Raw genomic sequence first — 19457 nt, 5'->3', positions numbered from 1 at the left:
GAGCAAATCAGTCAAGGGTGTGGCTGCGCTGCCGAGAAGGTCGGCATGCCAGCTGCAGTCGATGCATGCCGCAACGGGTAGCGAGACCGGCGGGGTTGAGGCGCTATGAGCAAATCAGTCAAGGGTGTGGCTGCGCTGCCGAGAAGGTCGGCATGCCAGCTGCAGTCGATGCATGCCGCAACGGGTAGCGAGACCGGCGGGGTTGAGGCGCTATGAGCAAATCAGTCAAGGGTGTGCTCGGCGAGAAGGTCGGCATGACCCAGCTCTGGGACGAGGACGGCCGCATCGTGCCGGTGACCGTCGTCAAGGCGGGGCCGTGTGTCGTGACGCAGGTCCGTACCCCGGACAGTGACGGCTACTCGGCCGTCCAGGTCGCGTACGGCGCGATCGACCCCCGCAAGGTCACGAAGCCGGTCGCCGGTCACTTCGCCAAGGCAGGTGTGCCACCGCGGCGCTACCTGGTCGAGGTGCGTACCGACGACGCCTCCGAGTACGAGCTCGGCAGCGAACTGACCGCGGAGGCCTTCGCCATCGGCGAGGAGGTCGACGTGATCGGCCGCAGCAAGGGCAAGGGCCACGCCGGTGTGATGAAGCGGCACGGGTTCCACGGCCTCGGTGCGTCGCACGGCGCGGAGCGCAAGCACCGCTCCCCGGGCGCCATCGGCGGCTGCGCCACCCCGGCGCGGGTGTTCAAGGGCCAGAAGATGTCCGGCCGGATGGGCAACGTCCGCACCACGGTGCAGAACCTCGAGGTACACGACGTGGACGTCGAGGAGGGCCTGATCTACCTACGCGGGGCGATCCCAGGCCCGAACGGCGGCATCGTCCTGGTGCGGACGGCCGCGAAGGTCTCGAGCAAGAACGGAGCTGACGCATGACCGAGTCACTCACCGTTCGCGACGCGAGGGGCAAGAAGACCAAGCGCACCGTGGAGCTGCCCGGCGAGCTGTTCGACGTGCAGGTGAATGTGCCGCTGATGCACCAGGTCGTGGTTGGCCAGCTGGCCGCCGCGCGCCAGGGCACGCACAAGACGAAGGGCCGCGGCGAGGTGCGCGGCGGTGGGCGCAAGCCGCACCGTCAGAAGGGCACCGGTCGCGCCCGGCAGGGCTCGGTGCGGGCGCCGCACTACACCGGCGGTGGCGTCGTCCACGGCCCGGTGCCGCGCACGTACTCGCAGCGCACCCCGAAGCGGATGAAGGCGGCGTCGCTGGCCGGCGCGCTCTCCGACCGGGCGCGCGGTGAGCGGGTGCACGTGGTGTCGGCAGTCGTCGCCGGCGGCAAGCCGTCGACGAAGAAGGCTGCGAAGGCGCTCGAGGCGCTCACCGAGGGCCGGGCCACGCTGGTCGTGGCCGAGCGCGACGACACGGTCAGCTACCTCAGCGTGCGCAACCTGCCCGACGTGCACATCCTGCCGCCGGACCAGCTGAACACGTACGACGTGCTGATCGCGGACGACGTCGTGTTCACCGAGGCCGCGCTGCGCGCGTTCTGCAGCGGTCCGGTCGGCGCCCGGCTGGGTGCCGGCGAGCTGGCGGTGTCGGGTGCCGAGGTCGTGGACAGCGTCGACGACGAGGACGAGCCGAAGAAGAAGCCGGCCAAGAAGGCCGCGGCGAAGAAGGCCACCAAGGCGGCCGCCAAGAAGGCCGACGAGGACGAGGCCGACGACGCCAAGGCTGACGACGAGGAAGCGGAGGGCGACAAATGACGAAGATCGCGGACCCGCGTGACATCCTGCTCGCCCCGGTGATCTCGGAGAAGAGCTACGGGTTGCTCGACGAGAACAAGTACACCTTCCTCGTCCGCAAGGATGCCAACAAGCTGCAGATCAAGCAGGCCGTGGAAGCGGTGTTCGAGGTCCGGGTGACCGGCGTGAACACGCTGAACCGGCAGGGCAAGCGCACCCGGCGTACCCGCTACGGCCACGGCTACCGCCCGGACACCAAGCGGGCGATCGTGAGCGTCGCGGCCGGCGACCGGATCGACATCTTCGGAGGCCCGGTCAGCTGACCGGGAGACGACGGAAACAAACGAGGACCAACTGATGGCCATCCGCAAGTACAAGCCGACGTCGCCAGGGCGTCGTGGTGCGAGCGCCGCCGACTTCGCCGAGGTGACCCGCAGCACGCCGGAGAAGTCGCTGGTCCGCCCGCTGCCCAAGAAGGCCGGCAGGAACGCCAGCGGCAAGATCACCACCCGCCACCGCGGTGGCGGGCACAAGCGGTCCTACCGGGTGATCGACTTCCGCCGCCACGACAAGGACGGCGTGCCGGCGAAGGTCGCACACATCGAGTACGACCCGAACCGCACCGCGCGCATCGCGCTGCTGCACTACGCCGACGGCGAGAAGCGCTACATCCTGGCGCCGACCCGGCTGAAGCAGGGCGACCGCGTGGAGAACGGCCCGTCGGCGGACATCAAGCCGGGCAACTGCCTGCCGCTGCGCAACATCCCGGTCGGTACGGTCGTGCACGCGATCGAGATGCGGCCAGGCGGCGGCGCGAAGATGGCCCGCTCGGCCGGTATGCGGGCGCAGCTGGTCGCGAAGGACGGCGGCAACGCCCAGCTGCGACTGCCGTCCGGTGAGATCCGCAACGTGGACGCCCGGTGCCGCGCGACGGTCGGCGAGGTCGGCAACGCGGAGCAGTCGAACATCAGCTGGGGCAAGGCCGGCCGGATGCGGTGGAAGGGCCGGCGCCCGCAGGTCCGCGGAGTGGCGATGAACCCGATCGACCACCCGCTGGGCGGCGGCGAGGGCAAGTCGTCCGGTGGTCGGCACCCGGTCAGCCCGTGGGGCCAGCCGGAGGGCCGCACCCGTAAGCAGCACAAGCCGAGTGACCGGCAGATCGTTCGTCGCCGGCCGAAGAAGAAGCGCTAGGAGCCGAGACGATGCCGCGCAGTTTGAAGAAGGGTCCCTTCGTGGACGACCACCTGATCAAGAAGGTGGAGACCCAGAACGAGAAGGGCACCAAGAACGTCATCAAGACGTGGTCAAGGCGCTCCATGATCGTGCCGGAGATGCTCGGTCACACGATCGCCGTGCACGACGGGCGCAAGCACGTGCCGGTGTTCGTCACCGAGGCGATGGTCGGCCACAAGCTGGGCGAGTTCGCACCCAGCCGGACGTTCCGCAGCCACGAGAAGCAGGACCGGAGGTCTCGCCGTGGGTAAGCAGAGCAAGGCGGAGACGCTGCCGGAGAACGCGGCCGTCGCGTCTGCGAAGTACGTGCGGATGGGGCCGCGGAAGGTACGCCGGGTCATCGACGTCATCCGCGGGATGAAGACCGACGAGGCGCTCACGACGCTGCAGTTCTCGCCGTGGCGGGCCTGCGACCCGGTGTCGAAGGTGCTGCAGAGCGCGGTCGCCAACGCCGAGCACAACAAGCAGCTCGATACCGAGCTGCTGTGGATCAGCGAGGTGTACGTCGACGAGGGGCCGAGCCTGCGCAGGTGGCGGCCGCGTGCACAGGGGCGGGCGTACCCGGTGCACAAGCGCACCAGCCACATCACCGTGGTCGTCGAGGAGCGCGTCGACGAGAGCGACGAAGAGGCGGTCAGCAGGCGCCGGGCCCGCAGGGCCAAGAAGGCCGAGGCGAAGCAGCCCGCGCCGGAGGCGCAGCCGGAGCGCGACGACACCGAAGAAGCGCTCGAGGCCATCGAGGAAGACAAGGCTGCCAAGGCCGCCGAGAAGAAGGCCAAGAAGACGACCGCGAAGAAGGCTGAGGCCGAGGAGAAGGCCGAGGCCGAGGAGAAGCCGGCCAAGAAGGCGACCGCGAAGAAGGCCGCGGCAAAGAAGGCCGAGGCCGAGGAGAAGCCGGCCAAGAAGGCGACCGCGAAGAAGGCCGCGGCAAAGAAGGCCGACGCGGACGACGACGAACCGGAGTCGTCCGAGCCGAAGGCTGACAGCGACGCAACCGAAGGAGAGTCGTCCTAGTGGGACAGAAGATCAACCCGCACGGCTTCCGGCTGGGCGTCACCACCGACTTCAAGAGCCGGTGGTACGCGGACAAGCTGTACAAGGACTACGTCGCGGAAGACGTCAAGATCCGGCGGATGATGACCCGTGGCCTGGAGCGCGCCGGTATCTCCAAGGTGGAGATCGAGCGCACCAGGGAGCGGGTACGGGTGGACATCCACACCGCACGCCCGGGCATCGTCATCGGCCGCCGCGGCGCCGAGGCCGACCGGATCAGGGGTGACCTGGAGAAGCTCACCGGCAAGCAGGTGCAGCTGAACATCCTCGAGGTCAAGAACTCCGAGGTCGACGCCCAGCTCGTCGCGCAGGGCGTGGCCGAGCAGCTGGCGAGCAGGGTCGCGTTCCGGCGTGCGATGCGCAAGGCGATGCAGACCGCGACCAAAGCCGGTGCCAAGGGCATCAAGGTGCAGTGCTCCGGCCGTCTCGGTGGCGCGGAGATGTCGCGCTCGGAGTTCTACCGCGAGGGCCGGGTGCCGCTGCACACGCTGCGCTCGGACGTCGACTACGGCTTCTTCGAGGCGCGCACGACCTTCGGCCGGATCGGCGTGAAGGTGTGGATTTACAAGGGCGAGATCCTGCAGAGCAGGTCGGAGCGGCAGGCCGCGGAAGCGGCGTCGCGGGCGGCCGCGCAGCGTGGTCGGGGCGACCGGCCGGAGCGCGGCAACCGGCGCCCGCGCCGCGACGGCGGTAGCGGCGGTGGCGGCGGCCGGGGTCAGGGCGGCGGCGGCGCCGCGGCGACGACCGCGACGGCCGAGGCCCCGCCGGCGGCCGAGTCGGCCAGCTCCGGCGAGCAGCAGGCGGCGCAGCCGGGAACGGAGGGCTAGCTGATGCTGATTCCGCGGAAGACCAAGTTCCGCAAGCAGCACCACCCGAAGCGGCGTGGTGTCGCCAAGGGCGGGACCCGGGTCAACTTCGGTGAGTACGGCATCCAGGCGCTGGAGGGTTCGTACGTCACCAACCGGCAGATCGAGGCCGCTCGTATCGCCATGACTCGCCACATCCGGCGTGGCGGGAAGGTGTGGATCAACATCTTCCCCGACCGGCCACTCACGAAGAAGCCGGCCGAGACCCGGATGGGCTCCGGCAAGGGTTCACCCGAGTGGTGGATTGCCAACATCAAGCCGGGCCGGGTGATGTTCGAGTTGTCCGGCGTACCGGAGCCGGTGGCCCGCGAGGCGCTTCGCCGCGCGATCCACAAGCTCCCGATGAAGTGCCGGTTCGTGAAGCGCGAGGTCGGTGAGGGCTGATGAACGAGAAGGCAGCAGAGCTGCGTGGGCTCGAGGAAGACGAGCTGATCACCCGGCTGACGGAGGCCAAGAAGGAGCTGTTCAACCTTCGCTTCCAGGCAGCGACCGGCCAGCTGGAGAGCCATGGGCGGCTACGCGCGGTCCGCCGCGACATCGCCCGGGTCTACACGGTGATGCGCGAGCGCGAGCTCGGCATCGTGGAGATCGTGACCGACGACGAGCCCGAATCCGAGGACGTGGCATGAGCAGTACGACAACCGACGGGGCGACCACGACCGAGGAGCGTGGGCGGCGCAAGGTCCGCGAGGGCTACGTCGTCAGCGACAAGATGGACAAGACCGTCGTGGTCAGCGTCTACGACTACGTCAAGCACGCCTTGTACGGCAAGGTGTTGCGGCGCAGCAAGAGGTACAAGGCGCACGACGAGAACAACGAGTGCGGTGTTGGCGACCGGGTCGAGCTGATGGAGACCAAGCCGATGTCGGCCACGAAGCGTTGGCGGGTCACCCGCATCATCGAGAAGGCCAAGTAGTAGCGAACCGGTGCCAGCACCGAACGGGAGTTAGACGTGATTCAGCAGGAGTCGCGGCTGAAGATCGCCGACAACACGGGTGCGAAGGAGATCCTTTGCATCCGCGTGCTCGGTGGGTCGGGCCGGCGTTACGCGAGCATCGGCGACGTGATCGTGGCCACGGTTAAGGACGCGATGCCCGGCGCCTCGATCAAGAAGGGCGAGGTCGTCAAGGCGGTCATCGTGCGCACGAAGAAGGAACGTCGGCGCAGTGATGGGTCGTACATCCGCTTCGACGAGAACGCAGCCGTGCTCATCAGGGACAACCGTGATCCGCGCGGTTCGCGCATCTTCGGCCCGGTCGGCCGGGAGCTGCGTGAGAAGCGGTTCATGCGCATCATCTCGTTGGCTCCGGAGGTGCTGTAAGACATGCGCGTCAAGAAGGGTGACACCGTCCTCGTCATCGCGGGCAAGGACAAGGGTGTCAAAGGCAAGGTGCTCATGGCGTACCCCGACCGCGACCGCGTGCTCGTCGAAGGCGTCAACCGGATCAAGAAACACACCAAGCAGTCGCAGACGCAGCGCGGCGCGAAGACTGGTGGCATCGTCACGCAGGAGGCGAGCATCCACGTGAGCAACGTGATGGTCGTCGACGACGATGGTGGGCAGACCCGGGTCGGCTACCGCAAGGACGAGACGACGACGGAGTCCGGCGCCACCAAGCTGCGCAGCGTCCGGATCTCCAGGCGGTCAGGGAAGGACCTGTGATGAGCACGCAGACGACTGAGCGTCCGCGGCTGCGGCAGCGGTACCTCGATGAGATCGCGCCCGAGCTGCGCAAGCAGTTCGAGTACGCGAATATCATGCAGGTGCCGTCCGTCGCCAAGGTCGTCGTGAACATGGGCGTCGGCGAGGCGGCCAGGGACTCGAAGATCATCGACGGTGCGGTGCGCGACCTCACGCTGATCACCGGGCAGAAGCCGGCGGTGGCGAAGGCGCGGAAGTCGATCGCACAGTTCAAGCTGCGCGACGGCATGCCGATCGGTACGTTCGCCACCCTCCGCGGTGCGCGGATGTGGGAGTTCCTCGACCGGCTGCTGTCGGTGTCGTTGCCGCGGATCAGGGACTTCCGTGGCCTGTCCACGAAGCAGTTCGACGGCAACGGCAACTACACGTTCGGCCTCAACGAACAGCTGATGTTCTACGAAGTCGACCCGGACCAGATCGACCGTACGCGCGGTATGGACATCACCGTGGTGACGACCGCCAAGACCGACGACGAAGGTCGGGCGCTGTTGCGGGCGCTCGGCTTCCCGTTCCAGGAGAGCTGACCGTGGCGAAGAAAGCACTGATCCACAAGGCGAAGAAGAAGCCGAAGTTCGCGGTGCGCGGGTACACGCGCTGCAGCCGGTGCGGCCGTCCGCACTCGGTGTACCGCAAGTTCGGCCTCTGCCGGATCTGCCTGCGGGAGATGGCGCACCGGGGCGAGCTGCCCGGTGTGACCAAGTCCAGCTGGTAACCGGCACTGGCAACAGCACGAGAGAAAACATCCACCCACTACACCGCAGGTCCCGGGCACACGGCCCGCGGAAACCGCAGTGAGGAAGGCCACCGGCCATGATGACCGACCCGATCGCAGACATGCTGAGCCGTCTGCGCAACGCCAACACGGCGCACCACGACGAGACGTCGATGCCGTACTCGAAGATCAAGGCGAACATCGCCGAGCTGCTCCAGCGCGAGGGCTACATCGGCGGCTGGGAGGTAGCGGAGAACGAGGGCGTCGGCAGCACGCTGCAGGTTGCGCTCAAGTACGGCCCCAACCGTGAGAAGTCCATCTCCGGGGTGCGCCGGGTGAGCAAGCCGGGGCTGCGGGTGTACAGCAAGTCCACGACGCTGCCGAAGGTGCTGGGTGGACTTGGCATCGCCATCATCTCGACGTCGTCCGGGTTGATGACCGACAGGCAGGCCGCGAAGCGACGCGTGGGCGGGGAAGTCCTCGCCTACGTTTGGTAAGGAGCAAGATGTCGCGCATTGGAGTACGTCCCATCACCGTGCCGAGCGGGGTGACCGTGGACGTCGACGGCCGCACTGTGCGGGTGAAGGGCCCCAAGGGCGAGCTCTCCCACGCGGTCGCCGGCGGCCTCACGGTTGCCACCGAGGACGGTGAAGTCACCGTAAAGCGTCCGGATGACGAGCTGGACAGCAAGGCGTTGCACGGCTTGACCCGCACGCTCATCCAGAACATGGTCACCGGCGTCACCGAAGGCTTCACGAAGAAGCTGGAGATCGTCGGCACCGGCTACCGGGTGCAGGCCAAGGGCAGCAACCTGGAGCTGGCGCTGGGGTTCAGCCACTCGGTCGTGGTCACCCCGCCGGAGGGCATCTCGTTCTCCGTCGAGGGCAACACCAAGCTGGCAGTAGAGGGCATCGACAAGCAGCAGGTCGGTGAAGTGGCCGCCAATATCAGGAAGCTCCGCCCGCCCGAGCCGTACAAGGGCAAGGGTGTGCGGTACGAGGGCGAGCACGTCCGGCGCAAGTCCGGGAAGAAGGCGAAGTAGGCGATGGCTGGTACCAAGAGGGCAACGGGGCGGCGTGCCGCGCGGCAGCGCCGCCACCTGCGGGTGCGCAAGCGGGTGAACGGCACGGCGCAGCGGCCCCGCCTGGTCGTGAGCAGGTCGGCACGGCACATGGTCGCCCAGGTCGTCGACGACACCGCGGGACACACGCTCGTGTCGGCGTCGACCCTGGAGGGCGACCTGCGTACGGCCAGCGGCGACAAGAAGGCGAAGGCCCGCAAGGTCGGCGAGCTCATCGCCGACCGGGCCAAGGCCAAGGGCATCAGCGAGGTGGTCTTCGACCGCGCCGGCTACCGGTACCACGGACGCGTGGCCGAGGTGGCCGACGGCGCGAGGGAAGGCGGGCTGGCGCTGTGAGCAATGACGTGAGCTACGCAGGAAGAGGAAGCTGCTGATGGCTGCAGGAGGCAAGGGACGCGGCGAGCGCCGTGACCGGCGCGACCGCAAGGACAGCTCGTCCGACAAGTCGGCGTACGTCGAGAAGCTCGTGAAGATCAACCGCGTCGCCAAGGTCGTCCAGGGCGGTCGGCGGTTCAGCTTCACTGCGCTCGTCATCGTCGGCGACGGGAACGGCCAGGTCGGTGTGGGGTACGGCAAGGCCAAGGAGGTCCCCTCGGCGATCGCGAAGGGCGTGGAAGAGGCGAAGAAGAACTTCTTCCGCGTACCTCGGATCCAGGGCACCATCCCGCACCCGGTGAAGGGTGAGGAGGCCGCTGGGGTCGTGCTGCTGAAGCCGGCCAGCCCCGGTACCGGTGTCATCGCCGGTGGCCCGGTGCGCGCGGTGCTCGAGTGCGCTGGTGTGCACGACGTGCTGACCAAGTCGCTCGGCTCGTCGAACCCGATCAACATCGTGCACGCGACGGTCGCCGCGTTGCGGTCCCTGACCAACCCGGAGGACGTGGCCAAGCGGCGCGGCCTGCCCGTCGAGGACGTCGCCCCCAGTGCGATGCTGAAGGCGAAGGCAGCCGAAGGGGCGAGTGCGTGATGGCCGAGCTGAAGATCACGCAGGTCCGTTCGGAGATCGGTGGCAAGCAGAACCAGCGGGCCACCCTCCGTACGCTGGGCCTGAAGAAGCGTGGGCAGTCCGTGGTCCGTGAGGACCGCCCCGAGGTACGGGGCATGATCGCGACGGTGACCCATCTGGTCACGGTCGAGGAGGTCAAGGAATGACACTCAAGGTGCACCACCTGCGTCCGGCGCCGGGGGCGAAGACCAAGCGCACCCGGGTGGGCCGTGGTGAGGCGTCGAAGGGCAAGACCGCCGGGCGCGGCACCAAGGGCACGAAGGCCCGCGGGCAGGTCTCGCCGCGGTTCGAGGGCGGCCAGATGCCGCTGCACATGCGGCTGCCGAAGCTGCGTGGCTTCAACAACGCGAACAAGATCCAGTACCAGGTGGTGAACGTCGGCCGGCTCGCGGCGTTGTACCCCGAGGGTGGCGAGGTCACCGTCGACGGGCTGGTCGAGCGTGGCGCGGTCCGCAAGGGCCGTCCGGTGAAGGTCCTCGGAGGTGGCGAGATCGGCGTCGCGGTGCAGGTCACGGCCGACGCGGTCACCGCGAGCGCGAAGGAGAAGATCGCTGCCGCCGGCGGCAGCGTGAACTAGGAGTCGCCCTGACCCCGAGAACCCGCTGTTAGAGTCCCACCTGGCCCCCTGAGAAACTCGGGCCACGGTGGGACACCGCCGTTATCGACGACCGGCACGGCATGTGTCGCGCAGGAGGAAGTGTGCAGCTATCGGCGTTCGGCCGGGCGTTCAAGACCCCGGATTTGCGCAAGAAGCTGCTCTTCGTGCTGTTCATCGTCGTGGTGTTCCGGCTCGGCTCGATCGTGCCGACACCCGGCGTCTCGTACGGCGCGATCACCCGGTGTGCGGAGGCCGCCACCGGTGGCGACGACAGTAGCGTCTACGGCATGCTCAACCTGTTCAGCGGCGGGGCGCTGCTCCGGCTGTCCATCTTCGCGCTCGGCATCATGCCGTACATCACGGCGAGCATCATCATCCAGCTGCTCACCGTGGTGATCCCGCGCTTCGAGGAGCTGAAGAAGGAAGGGCCGAGCGGCTCGACCAAGCTCACCCAGTACACGCGGTACCTGACGGTCGCACTCGGCGTGCTCGAGGGCACCGGGTACATCGCGATGGCCCGTTACGGCCAGCTGTTCCCCAACCAGCCGGGGTGTACCGGCGACGACATCATCCCCGACCAGGGGATCTTCACCATCATCGTGATGGTGTTCACCATGACGGCGGGCGTCGCGGTGATCATGTGGCTCGGTGAGCTGATCACCGAGCGCGGGATCGGCAACGGCATGTCGATCCTGATCTTCTGCCAGATCATCGCCGTCTTCCCGTCCCAGCTCGGCGCGATCTACAGCCAGGACAAGCTGAAGTTCGCCGCGGTGATGGCGCTCGGCCTGCTGCTGGTGGCCGCGGTCGTGTTCGTCGAGCAGGCGCAGCGGCGCATCCCGCTGCAGTACGCCAAGCGGATGGTGGGCCGCCGGATGTACGGCGGCAGCTCCACCTACATCCCGCTGAAGGTCAACCAGGCGGGTGTCATCCCGGTGATCTTCGCCTCCTCGCTGCTCTACCTGCCGCAGCTGGCGTCGCTCATCTGGCAGGAGAACAAGGCGTTCTCCACGTTCGTGAACCAGTACCTGGTGAAGGGCGACCATCCGCTCTACATGGGTATCTATGTGCTACTGGTCATCTTCTTCGCGTTCTTCTACGTCAGCATCACGTTCAACCCGCTCGAGGTCGCGGACAACATGAAGAAGAACGGCGGGTTCGTACCGGGCATCCGACCCGGCCGGCCGACCGCCGAGTACCTCGACTACGTCCTCACCAGGATCACCACTCCTGGCTCGCTGTACCTCGCGACCGTTGCGCTGATCCCGTTGATCGCCATCTCGCTGGTGCAAGCGACGCAGCAGTTCCCGTTCGGAGGCACGAGTCTGCTGATCATGGTCGGCGTCGGTCTGGATACCGTCAAGCAGATCGAGAGCAACCTGCAGCAGCGCAACTATGCCGGCTTCCTTCGGTAGGCCGGCATGCGAATCGTTCTGGTTGGTCCTCCTGGAGCCGGCAAGGGGACGCAGGCCCAGTTCATCAGCTCCCACCTGGCCATTCCGAGCATCTCGACGGGCGACATCTTCCGCTCGAACGTGAGCCAGGGCACGCCGCTCGGCATCGAGGCGAAGAAGTACATGGACGCCGGTGACCTGGTGCCCGACGAGGTGACCATCAAGATGGTCAAGGAGCGCCTCGCCGAGGAGGACGCCCGTGACGGCTTCCTGCTCGACGGCTTCCCGCGGAACGTGCCGCAGGCCGAGACCCTCGACAGCATGCTCGGTGAGCTCGGGCAGTGCCTCGACGTGGTGCTCGAGCTGGTCGTCGACGACGACGAGGTCGTACGCCGGCTGGCCGGCCGCCGCACCTGCCGCACCTGCGGCACGATCTTCCAGCTCGACTTCGACCCGCCGACCAACCCGGACGTCTGCGACCACTGCGGCGGCGAGCTGTTCCAGCGCGACGACGACAGGGAAGAGACGATCAGGCACCGGCTGGAGGTCTACAACGACCAGACGGCGCCGATCGTGGCGTACTACGCGGACCAGGGCATCCTGGTGGGTGTGGACGCCACCGGGCCGGTCGAGGACGTCACCGAGCGTGCCATCGCCACCTTGAGCCCGCTCGACGACGACTGGTCGTAGCTGCCCGCGTCCCGCCATCCGTGCCGGCCGGCACCCACGGAAGGTGACGGTTGTCAGCGGCACCGTCGCGCCCGGCGTGGGACGATGGAGGCACGGAGCGGACGAACGAAAGCAGCGGCGCGCCCATGGTGGAGATGAAGACCGAGGCCGAGATCCAGCGGATGCGGCAGGCCGGCCTCGTCGTGGCGCGCACCCTGGAGGTGCTACGTGGGGCGGTCGCGCCCGGCGTCACCACCCGTGAGCTGGACGAACTCGCCGAGGAGACGATCCGCGCCACGAGCGCGCAGCCGAGCTTCCTTGGGTACCACGGCTTCCCCGCCTGCATCTGCACCTCGGTGAACGACGAGGTCGTGCACGGCATCCCCGGCGACCGGGTGCTGCGTACCGGCGACGTCGTGTCGATCGACTGCGGTGCCATCGTCGACGGCTGGCACGGCGACGCCGCGATCACCGTGCTTGTCGGTGCGATCGACGCTGGGCTGCAGCGGCTGCTCGAGGTGACCGAGGAGTCCCTGTGGTGCGGCCTCGCCGCCGCGGCCGCCGGCAGCCGGATCAGTGACATCGGCAAGGCCGTCGAGGACGCCGTACGCGCCGGCGGCAAGTACGGCATCCCGCGGGAGTACGGCGGGCACGGCATCGGCACCGCGATGCACCAGGAGCCGTTCGTCCCGAACTACGCGACCAGGCGCGGTGGTGCCGGCCGGGAGCTGGTGGCGGGCCTGGTGCTCGCTGTCGAGCCGATGGTCACGACCGGCTCGCACCGCAGCCGGGTACTCGACGACGAGTGGACGGTCGTCACGAAGGACGGTTCGGTCGCCGCCCACTTCGAGCACACGGTCGCGATCACCGCGCGCGGGCCGTGGGTGCTGACCGCGGCCGACGGAGGCCGGCAGCGGCTCGGTGAGCGGTACGGCGGACCGGTCGAGGAGACCGCCGGGGTCGGCGAGGTCTCCAGGGTGGTGGATGACGATGGCTGACGAGAATCCCCAGCTGCGCTGCGCGGACTCCGACCGGGAGCGGGTGGTCGAGGAGCTGCGCGAGCACTACGCGGCCGGTCGGCTCACCCTGGACGAGTTCCAGGAACGCTCCGACACGGCGTACGCGGCGAAGACGTTCGGCGACCTCGGCGGTCTCACCGCCGACCTGCCGGCGGCCGCGCTCGAGCCGGCGAAGGCGAAGGAGCCGGCGCGGCGGCTGAGCCCGGGGGTGCGGCGGGCGTGGAGCTCCTGGTTCGCGGTCAGCATGGTGTGCACCGTGGTCTGGCTGCTCGGCGTGTTGAGTGCCGGTGACCTCACCTACTTCTGGCCGATGTGGGTGATGGGGCCGTGGGGCGTCATGCTGATCGTCGGCACGCTCGGCAACCGCGGTGGCGGCAACGGCGGTGAGCGGCACGAGGTCGAGGGCGAGCAGCGGGCCCGTCAGCTGGAGGAGCACCGCCGCCGCACCGACCTGCGCTTCGAGCACCGGCACGACCGGCTACGGCACCAGCACGAGCGGCGACGGCACCACAACCGGCCGCCCGGCGAGGTAAGTTAGCAAGTCGGTCCGGTACGGGCGGAAAGTGGAGCCCGGTCGCCGGGTCGATCTTGCCCTGGCGTAAGCTTGTGCTTCAGGTCCTGGTGCCTGCTGTGTGTCATGCGCTCAGCACCGCTGGCAATGTGCTCCGGGACACCCTACCGAGACGATCAGACTGCGAACGTGTGTTCGGCTCGTGGGGGCAGCCCAGCCGGGGGCCGACGGAAACGGAAGAACGGGAGGCCATGCCCAAGAAGGAAGGTGTCATCGAGGTTGAGGGCACCGTGGTCGAGTCGTTGCCGAACGCTACCTTCCGGGTGGAGCTCGAGAACGGGCACAAGGTGCTCGCGCACATCAGCGGCAAGATGCGGATGCACTACATCAGGATCCTGCCGGACGACCGAGTCGTCGTCGAGCTCAGCCCATACGACCTGTCCCGCGGGCGGATCGTCTTCCGTTACCGATGAGCACGACCAGCCGTCCCTGCCGCCCGCGGCGGCGGCCTGAATGAGAGCCAAGCAATGAAAGTCCAGCCCAGCGTCAAGAAGATCTGTGACCGGTGCAAGGTGATCCGTCGCCACGGCCGCGTCATGGTGATCTGCTCCAACCCGAGGCACAAGCAGCGCCAGGGTTGATCGGCGGATAGGTGCGCAGTACGCGTGCCGCACCTCCGGCCGGCTGGCCGGAGCACCCCCGGATGGAGGCCGGGGCCTCGCCACTGGCGAGGAAGCGGCGCGGAGGACCTCCACGTGTTGTTGAAGGAGTAGCCACCAGATGGCACGCCTCGTCGGCGTAGACCTCCCGCGGGACAAGCGGGTCGAGGTCGCGCTTACCTACATTTTCGGAGTGGGCCGCAGCCGGGCGAAGGACATCATCGCCGGCGCCGGCGTCGAACCCAACAGGCGCGTACACGAGCTCGGTGACGACGAGCTGGTCAAGCTACGCGACTGGATCGAAGGTCACTACCAGGTCGAGGGTGACCTGCGTCGCGAAGTGGCAGCGGACATCCGCCGCAAGGTCGAGATCGGCTGCTACCAGGGCATCAGGCACCGCCGTGGCCTGCCCGTCCATGGTCAGCGCACGCACACCAACGCGCGCACCAGGAAGGGCCGGCGCAAGACCGTTGCCGGCAAGAAGAAGGTTGGCAAGAAGTAGTCAGCGCGGCTGACCGACGATCTCGCGAGGAGAACCAGGCAGAATGCCACCCAAGAGCCGTCCCGGCGCCGTCAAGAAGGTGCGCCGGAAAGAGAAGAAGAACGTCGCCCACGGGCACGCACACATCAAGAGCACGTTCAACAACACGGTCATCTCGATCACCGACCCCGTCGGCAACGTGATCGCGTGGTCGAGCTCCGGCCAGGTGGGCTACAAGGGCTCACGCAAGTCCACACCGTTCGCCGCCCAGCTCGCCGCCGAGGCCGCCGCCAGGCGCGCGATGGAGCACGGCATGCGCAAGGTGGACGTCTTCGTCCGCGGCCCGGGATCCGGGCGGGAGACGGCGATCAGGTCGCTGTCCGCGGTCGGCCTCGAGGTCGGCTCGATCCAGGACGTCACCCCAAGCCCCCACAACGGTTGCCGCCCACCCAAGCGCCGGCGTGTTTAGGAGATAGCGAAAGAAATGGCCCGTTACACCGGTGCAGACTGCAAGCGCTGCCGACGCGAGAAGATGAAGCTGTTCCTCAAGGGCAGCAAGTGCGAGTCGGCCAAGTGCCCGTTCGAGAGCCGGCCCTACCCGCCCGGCGAGCATGGCCGCAGCCGTACCAAGGAGACCGAGTACCTCCTCCAGAAGCGCGAGAAGCAGAAGTGCGCCCGCATCTACGGCGTGCTCGAGAAGCAGTTCCGCGGCTACTACGAAGAGGCGACGCACACGCAGGGCAGGACGGGTGACGCACTCCTGCAGATCCTGGAGAGCCGCCTCGACAACGTGGTGTTCCGCGCTGGCTTCGCGAAGAGCCGCGACATGGCCAGGCAAATGGTCACGCACGGCCACATCGTCGTCAACGGCATCAAGACCGACATCCCGTCGTTCCGGGTCAGCGAGGGCGACATCGTCCAGGTGCGGGAGAAGTCGCTGGAGATGACGCCGTTCGTGGTGGCGCGTGCCGAGGCCACGGACAAGCGGATCCCCGCGTGGCTCGAGGTCGTGCCGAACCAGATGCGGGTGCTCGTGCACTCGCTGCCTGCCCGTGAGGTGATCGACACCCCGGTGCAGGAGCAGCTGATCGTCGAGCTCTACTCGAAGTAAGAGACGTCGCCCGTCGGGTCCGCCCGGCGGTTGCGCAGGCCGGGGTGGCGGACGGAGGCCGCCTCGGTCCGCCTCGTCCCAGGACGAGGTACCAGTCGCGACAGTCAAATAGCGGACGTCGCGGAAAGGAATGTGACACGTGCTTATTGCTCAGCGTCCCGTGCTCTCCGAGGAGCAGGTCGACGAGTACCGGTCCAGGTTCGTCATCGAGCCGCTCGAGCCGGGTTTCGGCTACACCATCGGCAACTCCCTGCGCCGCACGCTGCTCTCGTCCATCCCTGGTGCGGCTGTCACCAGCATCAGGATCGAGGGCGTGCTGCACGAGTTCTCGACGATCCCCGGGGTCAAGGAGGACGTCACCGACCTGATCCTCAACCTCAAGGAGCTCGTGGTCAGCTCCGACCACGACGAGCCGGTCACCATGTACCTGCGCAAGCAGGGCGAGGGTGAGGTCACCGCGGCGGACGTGACCCCGCCGGCCGGCGTCGAGGTGCACAACCCCGACCTGCACATCGCCACGCTGAACGCGAAGGCGAAGCTCGAGGTGGAGCTCACCGTCGAGCGCGGCCGTGGCTACGTCTCTGCGCCGCAGAACAAGCGCCCGGACGCCGAGATCGGGCGGATGCCGATCGACTCGATCTACTCGCCGGTGCTGAAGGTCAGCTACAAGGTCGAGGCGACCCGTGTCGAGCAGCGCACCGACTTCGACAAGCTGATCGTCGACGTCGAGACCAAGCCGTCGATGCGGCCGCGCGACGCCGTCGCGAGCGCCGGTCGCACGCTGGTCGAGCTGTTCGGCCTGGCCAGGGAGCTCAACACCGAGGCCGAGGGCATCGAGGTGGGCCCGTCCCCGGTGGACGCGCAGCTCGCCGCCGACCTCGCCATGCCGGTGGAGGACCTCGACCTGACCGTCCGGTCGTACAACTGCCTGAAGCGGGAGGGCATCCACACCGTCGGCGAGCTGATCGGTCGCAGCGAGGCCGACCTGCTCGACATCCGCAACTTCGGTGCGAAGTCCATCGACGAGGTGAAGGCGAAGCTGGAGGAGCTCGGCCTGGCGCTGAAGGACTCCGCGCCCGGCTTCGACCCGAACGCCGTCGTGCGCGATTCGTACGACGACGACCTCGACGACGACCAGGGTTTCGCGGAGACGGAGCAGTTCTGAGCCTGCGGCTCGGACACTGACCCACAAGGACAGATCTAGGAGACAACCCCGATGCCCACGCCCAACAGGGGCCCGCGCCTTGGCGGTAGCCCGAGTCACGAGCGGTTGATCCTGGCCAACCTCGCGACACAGCTGTTCGAGCACGGCCGGATCACCACCACGGTGACGAAGGCCAAGCGGCTGCGCCCGCTTGCCGAGCGGCTGATCACCAAGGCCAGGCGTGGTGACCTGCACGCCCGCCGTCAGGTCGCCAAGGTCATCCGCGACAAGGACGTCGTGCAGGAGCTGTTCGACGAGGTCGGGCCGCGGTACGTGAACCGGCCCGGTGGCTACACGAGGATCACGAAGATCGGCGCCCGCAAGGGCGACAACGCCCCGCTGGCGGTGATCGAGCTCGTCGAGGAGATGGCCGAGACCCCGGCGGCGAAGAAGGCCGCGGCCAAGAAGACGGCGGCGAAGAAGACCGCCGCGAAGAAGGCCGCAGCCTCCGACGAGGCCGAGGAGACGACGGAGGAGGCCGACGCCGAGCCCACGGCGTCGGACGCGGACGACGCCGACGCCCCGGCCGACGACGACGGCAAGGACAAGGGCGAGTCCTGACCGCCGAACCGACCGCACACGGGCCCGTCTCCACTCCTGGAGACGGGCCCGTGCGGCTTCGCCTGGACATCGGCTACGACGGCGCGCAGCTGTCCGGCTGGGCGGCGCAGCCCGGCCGCCGTACGGTCCAGGGGCTGCTCGAGGAGGCGATCGGCCGGGTGCTGCGGCTGGCCGACCCGCCGCGGCTGACGGTGGCTGGCCGTACCGACGCCGGCGTGCACGCGCGCGGCCAGGTCGCGCACCTGGACGTGCCTGCCGCGGCCGCCGCGGAGGCCACCGAGCACCTGGTGCGCCGGCTGGCCGGGGTGCTCCCCGGGGACGTCCGGGTCTTCGGCGTGCGGCGTGCCCCCGAGGGCTTCGACGCGCGGTTCTCCGCGCTGTCGCGGCACTACGTCTACCGGCTCTGCGACGACCCGGCCGGCCCCGACCCGCTGCGCCGGCACGACACCGTCTGGCACCGGCACCCGCTCGACGTGGCCGCGATGGCCGAGGGGTGCCGGGCGCTGGTCGGGGAGCACGACTTCGCGGCGTACTGCCGGCCGAGGAAGGGTGCCACCACGATCAGGCGGCTGCTGCAGTACGACTGGTCCCGCGGCGCCGACGGCGTGCTCGTCGCCGAGGTGGCGGCGGACGCGTTCTGCCACAACATGGTGCGCGCGCTGGTCGGCGCGGCGGTCGCCGTCGGCACGGGCCGTCGGCCGGTGGCATGGCCCGCCGAGGTACTCGCCGCCGGCGAGCGCGACTCCGCCGTCACGGTGATGCCCGCACACGGCCTGACCCTCACCGAAGTGCACTACCCCCCGGACGGCGACCTCGCGGCCCGTGCCGCCGTCACCAGAACCCGCCGCACCCCGTCCACGTAGCTTCGCTCAGGGGTCGGCGTTGGCCATTCGCTCGGAGAGCGGTTCGTTGAGCATCTTGCTGAGCTCCGCCTTCGCGGTGAGGAGCTTCAGGTGCGTCTTGCCCCGTTTCGGTGAGCGGTCGGTGTACGTCATGGCTTCCCACTCGGTGTAGTGCCCGACGGTGTTGGCGAGCTCGAAGAAGCTCTTGCCGGTGATGCTCGCGCCGGGGCCGTCGAGCGGGCGGAACACGATGCGGTTGGACGGGCTGACCGCCGTCTGCACCTTCGTGCTCGCGTTCTTGTCCTTCAGGTTCGCCAGGCCGACGCTGACGGCCGTCTTGTTCTTCTTGTCCACGTACGTGGCCACCGCGACCTGCGTGCAGTTGCCGCGGGACAGCCGGCCCTTAAGCTTCGCGCCGATGGCGACTGTGCCGCACTGGTCGTACATCGCCCGCTTGACCCGCTTGTAGACGTTGCCGCTCGTGGCCTTGTACCTGGCGGGGTAGAGCTCCTTCAGCGTCAGCGGGTCCGGGTCGTCGGACCGGTCGTTGATCCGCTCCGGCAATGCCGGCAGCGACGACGACGTCGACGGGGTGGGGCTCGGGGACGCACTCGAGCTGGACGTGGAGGTGCTCGTCTTCGGCTTGGGCGTCGGGGTCGGGTCGTCCGAGCTGGCCCGCACCACCGCGATGCCGCCGACGGTGACCGCGCCGAGCACCAGGACGCCGACGACCACCAAGGCGATGATCAGCGGCATCTTCGACCCACCGCCGCCTCCGGATGGCGGCCCGTAGCCCGGTGGTGGCGGCGGCTGGTAACCGCCGCCAGGCGGTTGGTAGCCGCCGAACTGCGGTCCCTGCGTGCCGCCCAACGGCGGCGGCCCCTGTGGCGGTTGTGGGTAGCCCGGCGGTTGACCGCTCCCCGGCCCCGGTGGTGGCGCCGGGTAGCCCTGCGGGGGTGGTCCCTGTGGCGGTGGTCCCTGTGGCGGTGGTCCCTGTGGCGGTGGTCCCTGTGGCGGTGGTCCCTGTGGCGGTGGTCCCTGTGGCGGTGGTCCCTGTGGCGGTGGTCCCTGTGG

34 protein-coding genes are annotated in these 19457 nt (G+C 68.5%); 32 read left to right on the top strand and 2 right to left on the bottom strand.

Annotated features, from left to right (window positions below):
- Positions 1 to 212 precede the first annotated feature (212 nt).
- The 32 genes from rplC (at position 213) to truA (ending at position 18404) form a co-directional block, all read left to right on the top strand.
- Positions 213 to 878, top strand: coding sequence for a 50S ribosomal protein L3 (gene rplC, locus GEV07_27500; GenBank protein MQA06304.1), 666 nt, complete (start codon positions 213 to 215; stop codon positions 876 to 878).
- Positions 875 to 1705: a 50S ribosomal protein L4 gene (gene rplD / locus GEV07_27495; GenBank protein MQA06303.1), complete on the top strand. Its 831-nt coding sequence runs from the start codon at positions 875 to 877 to the stop codon at positions 1703 to 1705. The genes rplC and rplD overlap by 4 nt, the downstream gene beginning before the upstream one ends.
- Complete coding sequence (gene rplW / locus GEV07_27490; GenBank protein ID MQA06302.1) at positions 1702 to 2007, top strand: 50S ribosomal protein L23; 306 nt, start codon at positions 1702 to 1704, stop codon at positions 2005 to 2007. The genes rplD and rplW overlap by 4 nt, the downstream gene beginning before the upstream one ends.
- Before the next feature lie 34 nt (positions 2008 to 2041).
- Entirely contained in the window at positions 2042 to 2875 is an 834-nt protein-coding gene (rplB, locus tag GEV07_27485; GenBank protein MQA06301.1) for a 50S ribosomal protein L2, read from the top strand.
- An 11-nt stretch (positions 2876 to 2886) separates the two neighbouring features.
- Positions 2887 to 3168 (top strand): 30S ribosomal protein S19, encoded by a 282-nt coding sequence (gene rpsS, locus GEV07_27480; protein MQA06300.1) that lies wholly within the window; start codon positions 2887 to 2889, stop codon positions 3166 to 3168.
- Positions 3169 to 3229: 61 nt separating this feature from the next.
- On the top strand, positions 3230 to 3931 hold the full coding sequence (rplV, locus tag GEV07_27475) for a 50S ribosomal protein L22 (protein ID MQA06299.1): 702 nt from the start codon (positions 3230 to 3232) through the stop codon (positions 3929 to 3931).
- The gene (gene rpsC, locus GEV07_27470) at positions 3931 to 4797 is read left to right on the top strand and encodes a 30S ribosomal protein S3 (protein ID MQA06298.1); all 867 of its coding nucleotides are present in this window, start codon (positions 3931 to 3933) and stop codon (positions 4795 to 4797) included. The genes rplV and rpsC overlap by 1 nt, the downstream gene beginning before the upstream one ends.
- Positions 4798 to 4800: 3 nt before the next feature.
- Entirely contained in the window at positions 4801 to 5220 is a 420-nt protein-coding gene (gene rplP, locus GEV07_27465; protein ID MQA06297.1) for a 50S ribosomal protein L16, read from the top strand.
- Positions 5220 to 5465, top strand: coding sequence for a 50S ribosomal protein L29 (locus tag GEV07_27460; protein MQA06296.1), 246 nt, complete (start codon positions 5220 to 5222; stop codon positions 5463 to 5465). The genes rplP and GEV07_27460 overlap by 1 nt, the downstream gene beginning before the upstream one ends.
- A complete protein-coding gene (gene rpsQ / locus GEV07_27455; GenBank protein MQA06295.1) occupies positions 5462 to 5752 on the top strand; it encodes a 30S ribosomal protein S17 in 291 nt (96 codons plus the stop codon). The genes GEV07_27460 and rpsQ overlap by 4 nt, the downstream gene beginning before the upstream one ends.
- Before the next feature lie 36 nt (positions 5753 to 5788).
- A complete protein-coding gene (rplN, locus tag GEV07_27450) occupies positions 5789 to 6157 on the top strand; it encodes a 50S ribosomal protein L14 (protein ID MQA06294.1) in 369 nt (122 codons plus the stop codon).
- Between the two features lie 3 nt (positions 6158 to 6160).
- The gene (rplX, locus tag GEV07_27445; protein MQA06293.1) at positions 6161 to 6499 is read left to right on the top strand and encodes a 50S ribosomal protein L24; all 339 of its coding nucleotides are present in this window, start codon (positions 6161 to 6163) and stop codon (positions 6497 to 6499) included.
- Positions 6499 to 7062, top strand: a complete 564-nt coding sequence (gene rplE / locus GEV07_27440; GenBank protein MQA06292.1) for a 50S ribosomal protein L5 — start codon at positions 6499 to 6501, stop codon at positions 7060 to 7062. The genes rplX and rplE overlap by 1 nt, the downstream gene beginning before the upstream one ends.
- A 2-nt stretch (positions 7063 to 7064) precedes the next feature.
- Positions 7065 to 7250: a type Z 30S ribosomal protein S14 gene (locus GEV07_27435; protein ID MQA06291.1), complete on the top strand. Its 186-nt coding sequence runs from the start codon at positions 7065 to 7067 to the stop codon at positions 7248 to 7250.
- A gap of 98 nt (positions 7251 to 7348) precedes the next feature.
- Complete coding sequence (rpsH, locus tag GEV07_27430) at positions 7349 to 7747, top strand: 30S ribosomal protein S8 (protein ID MQA06290.1); 399 nt, start codon at positions 7349 to 7351, stop codon at positions 7745 to 7747.
- Positions 7748 to 7755: 8 nt separating this feature from the next.
- Positions 7756 to 8292, top strand: a complete 537-nt coding sequence (rplF, locus tag GEV07_27425) for a 50S ribosomal protein L6 (GenBank protein ID MQA06289.1) — start codon at positions 7756 to 7758, stop codon at positions 8290 to 8292.
- Between the two features lie 3 nt (positions 8293 to 8295).
- Positions 8296 to 8667, top strand: a complete 372-nt coding sequence (gene rplR, locus GEV07_27420) for a 50S ribosomal protein L18 (protein MQA06288.1) — start codon at positions 8296 to 8298, stop codon at positions 8665 to 8667.
- A gap of 37 nt (positions 8668 to 8704) precedes the next feature.
- Positions 8705 to 9295 (top strand): 30S ribosomal protein S5, encoded by a 591-nt coding sequence (gene rpsE, locus GEV07_27415; GenBank protein MQA06287.1) that lies wholly within the window; start codon positions 8705 to 8707, stop codon positions 9293 to 9295.
- The gene (rpmD, locus tag GEV07_27410; protein ID MQA06286.1) at positions 9295 to 9480 is read left to right on the top strand and encodes a 50S ribosomal protein L30; all 186 of its coding nucleotides are present in this window, start codon (positions 9295 to 9297) and stop codon (positions 9478 to 9480) included. The genes rpsE and rpmD overlap by 1 nt, the downstream gene beginning before the upstream one ends.
- Complete coding sequence (rplO, locus tag GEV07_27405; GenBank protein ID MQA06285.1) at positions 9477 to 9911, top strand: 50S ribosomal protein L15; 435 nt, start codon at positions 9477 to 9479, stop codon at positions 9909 to 9911. The genes rpmD and rplO overlap by 4 nt, the downstream gene beginning before the upstream one ends.
- A gap of 101 nt (positions 9912 to 10012) precedes the next feature.
- The gene (secY, locus tag GEV07_27400; GenBank protein ID MQA06284.1) at positions 10013 to 11347 is read left to right on the top strand and encodes a preprotein translocase subunit SecY; all 1335 of its coding nucleotides are present in this window, start codon (positions 10013 to 10015) and stop codon (positions 11345 to 11347) included.
- 6 nt (positions 11348 to 11353) lie between these two features.
- Positions 11354 to 12016, top strand: a complete 663-nt coding sequence (locus tag GEV07_27395; protein ID MQA06283.1) for an adenylate kinase — start codon at positions 11354 to 11356, stop codon at positions 12014 to 12016.
- Positions 12017 to 12141: 125 nt separating this feature from the next.
- Positions 12142 to 12993: a type I methionyl aminopeptidase gene (map, locus tag GEV07_27390; protein MQA06282.1), complete on the top strand. Its 852-nt coding sequence runs from the start codon at positions 12142 to 12144 to the stop codon at positions 12991 to 12993.
- Positions 12986 to 13552: a DUF1707 domain-containing protein gene (locus GEV07_27385; protein ID MQA06281.1), complete on the top strand. Its 567-nt coding sequence runs from the start codon at positions 12986 to 12988 to the stop codon at positions 13550 to 13552. The genes map and GEV07_27385 overlap by 8 nt, the downstream gene beginning before the upstream one ends.
- A gap of 224 nt (positions 13553 to 13776) precedes the next feature.
- On the top strand, positions 13777 to 13998 hold the full coding sequence (gene infA / locus GEV07_27380; protein ID MQA06280.1) for a translation initiation factor IF-1: 222 nt from the start codon (positions 13777 to 13779) through the stop codon (positions 13996 to 13998).
- A gap of 54 nt (positions 13999 to 14052) precedes the next feature.
- Positions 14053 to 14166 (top strand): 50S ribosomal protein L36, encoded by a 114-nt coding sequence (rpmJ, locus tag GEV07_27375; GenBank protein MQA06279.1) that lies wholly within the window; start codon positions 14053 to 14055, stop codon positions 14164 to 14166.
- A gap of 139 nt (positions 14167 to 14305) precedes the next feature.
- Complete coding sequence (gene rpsM, locus GEV07_27370; GenBank protein ID MQA06278.1) at positions 14306 to 14686, top strand: 30S ribosomal protein S13; 381 nt, start codon at positions 14306 to 14308, stop codon at positions 14684 to 14686.
- A 43-nt stretch (positions 14687 to 14729) separates the two neighbouring features.
- Positions 14730 to 15134, top strand: coding sequence for a 30S ribosomal protein S11 (gene rpsK / locus GEV07_27365; protein MQA06277.1), 405 nt, complete (start codon positions 14730 to 14732; stop codon positions 15132 to 15134).
- Positions 15135 to 15149: 15 nt separating this feature from the next.
- Positions 15150 to 15776, top strand: coding sequence for a 30S ribosomal protein S4 (gene rpsD / locus GEV07_27360; protein ID MQA06276.1), 627 nt, complete (start codon positions 15150 to 15152; stop codon positions 15774 to 15776).
- Between the two features lie 139 nt (positions 15777 to 15915).
- Positions 15916 to 16941, top strand: coding sequence for a DNA-directed RNA polymerase subunit alpha (locus tag GEV07_27355; GenBank protein MQA06275.1), 1026 nt, complete (start codon positions 15916 to 15918; stop codon positions 16939 to 16941).
- Between the two features lie 51 nt (positions 16942 to 16992).
- Positions 16993 to 17541: a 50S ribosomal protein L17 gene (gene rplQ / locus GEV07_27350; protein ID MQA06274.1), complete on the top strand. Its 549-nt coding sequence runs from the start codon at positions 16993 to 16995 to the stop codon at positions 17539 to 17541.
- Complete coding sequence (gene truA, locus GEV07_27345; protein ID MQA06273.1) at positions 17538 to 18404, top strand: tRNA pseudouridine(38-40) synthase TruA; 867 nt, start codon at positions 17538 to 17540, stop codon at positions 18402 to 18404. The genes rplQ and truA overlap by 4 nt, the downstream gene beginning before the upstream one ends.
- Before the next feature lie 6 nt (positions 18405 to 18410).
- On the opposite strand, the gene GEV07_27340 is transcribed toward truA, so the two are convergent.
- Together GEV07_27340 and GEV07_27335 are read right to left on the bottom strand one after the other, a co-directional pair.
- Positions 18411 to 18749 (bottom strand): hypothetical protein, encoded by a 339-nt coding sequence (locus GEV07_27340; GenBank protein ID MQA06272.1) that lies wholly within the window; start codon positions 18747 to 18749, stop codon positions 18411 to 18413.
- Positions 18750 to 18786: 37 nt separating this feature from the next.
- The coding region (locus GEV07_27335) for a hypothetical protein (GenBank protein ID MQA06271.1) at positions 18787 to 19457 on the bottom strand (671 nt) is incomplete at its 5' end.

Source organism: Streptosporangiales bacterium, assembly GCA_009379825.1.
Taxonomy (GTDB): Bacteria; Actinomycetota; Actinomycetes; order Streptosporangiales; family WHST01; genus WHST01.
This window is presented reverse-complemented; position numbering and strand designations above follow the sequence as displayed.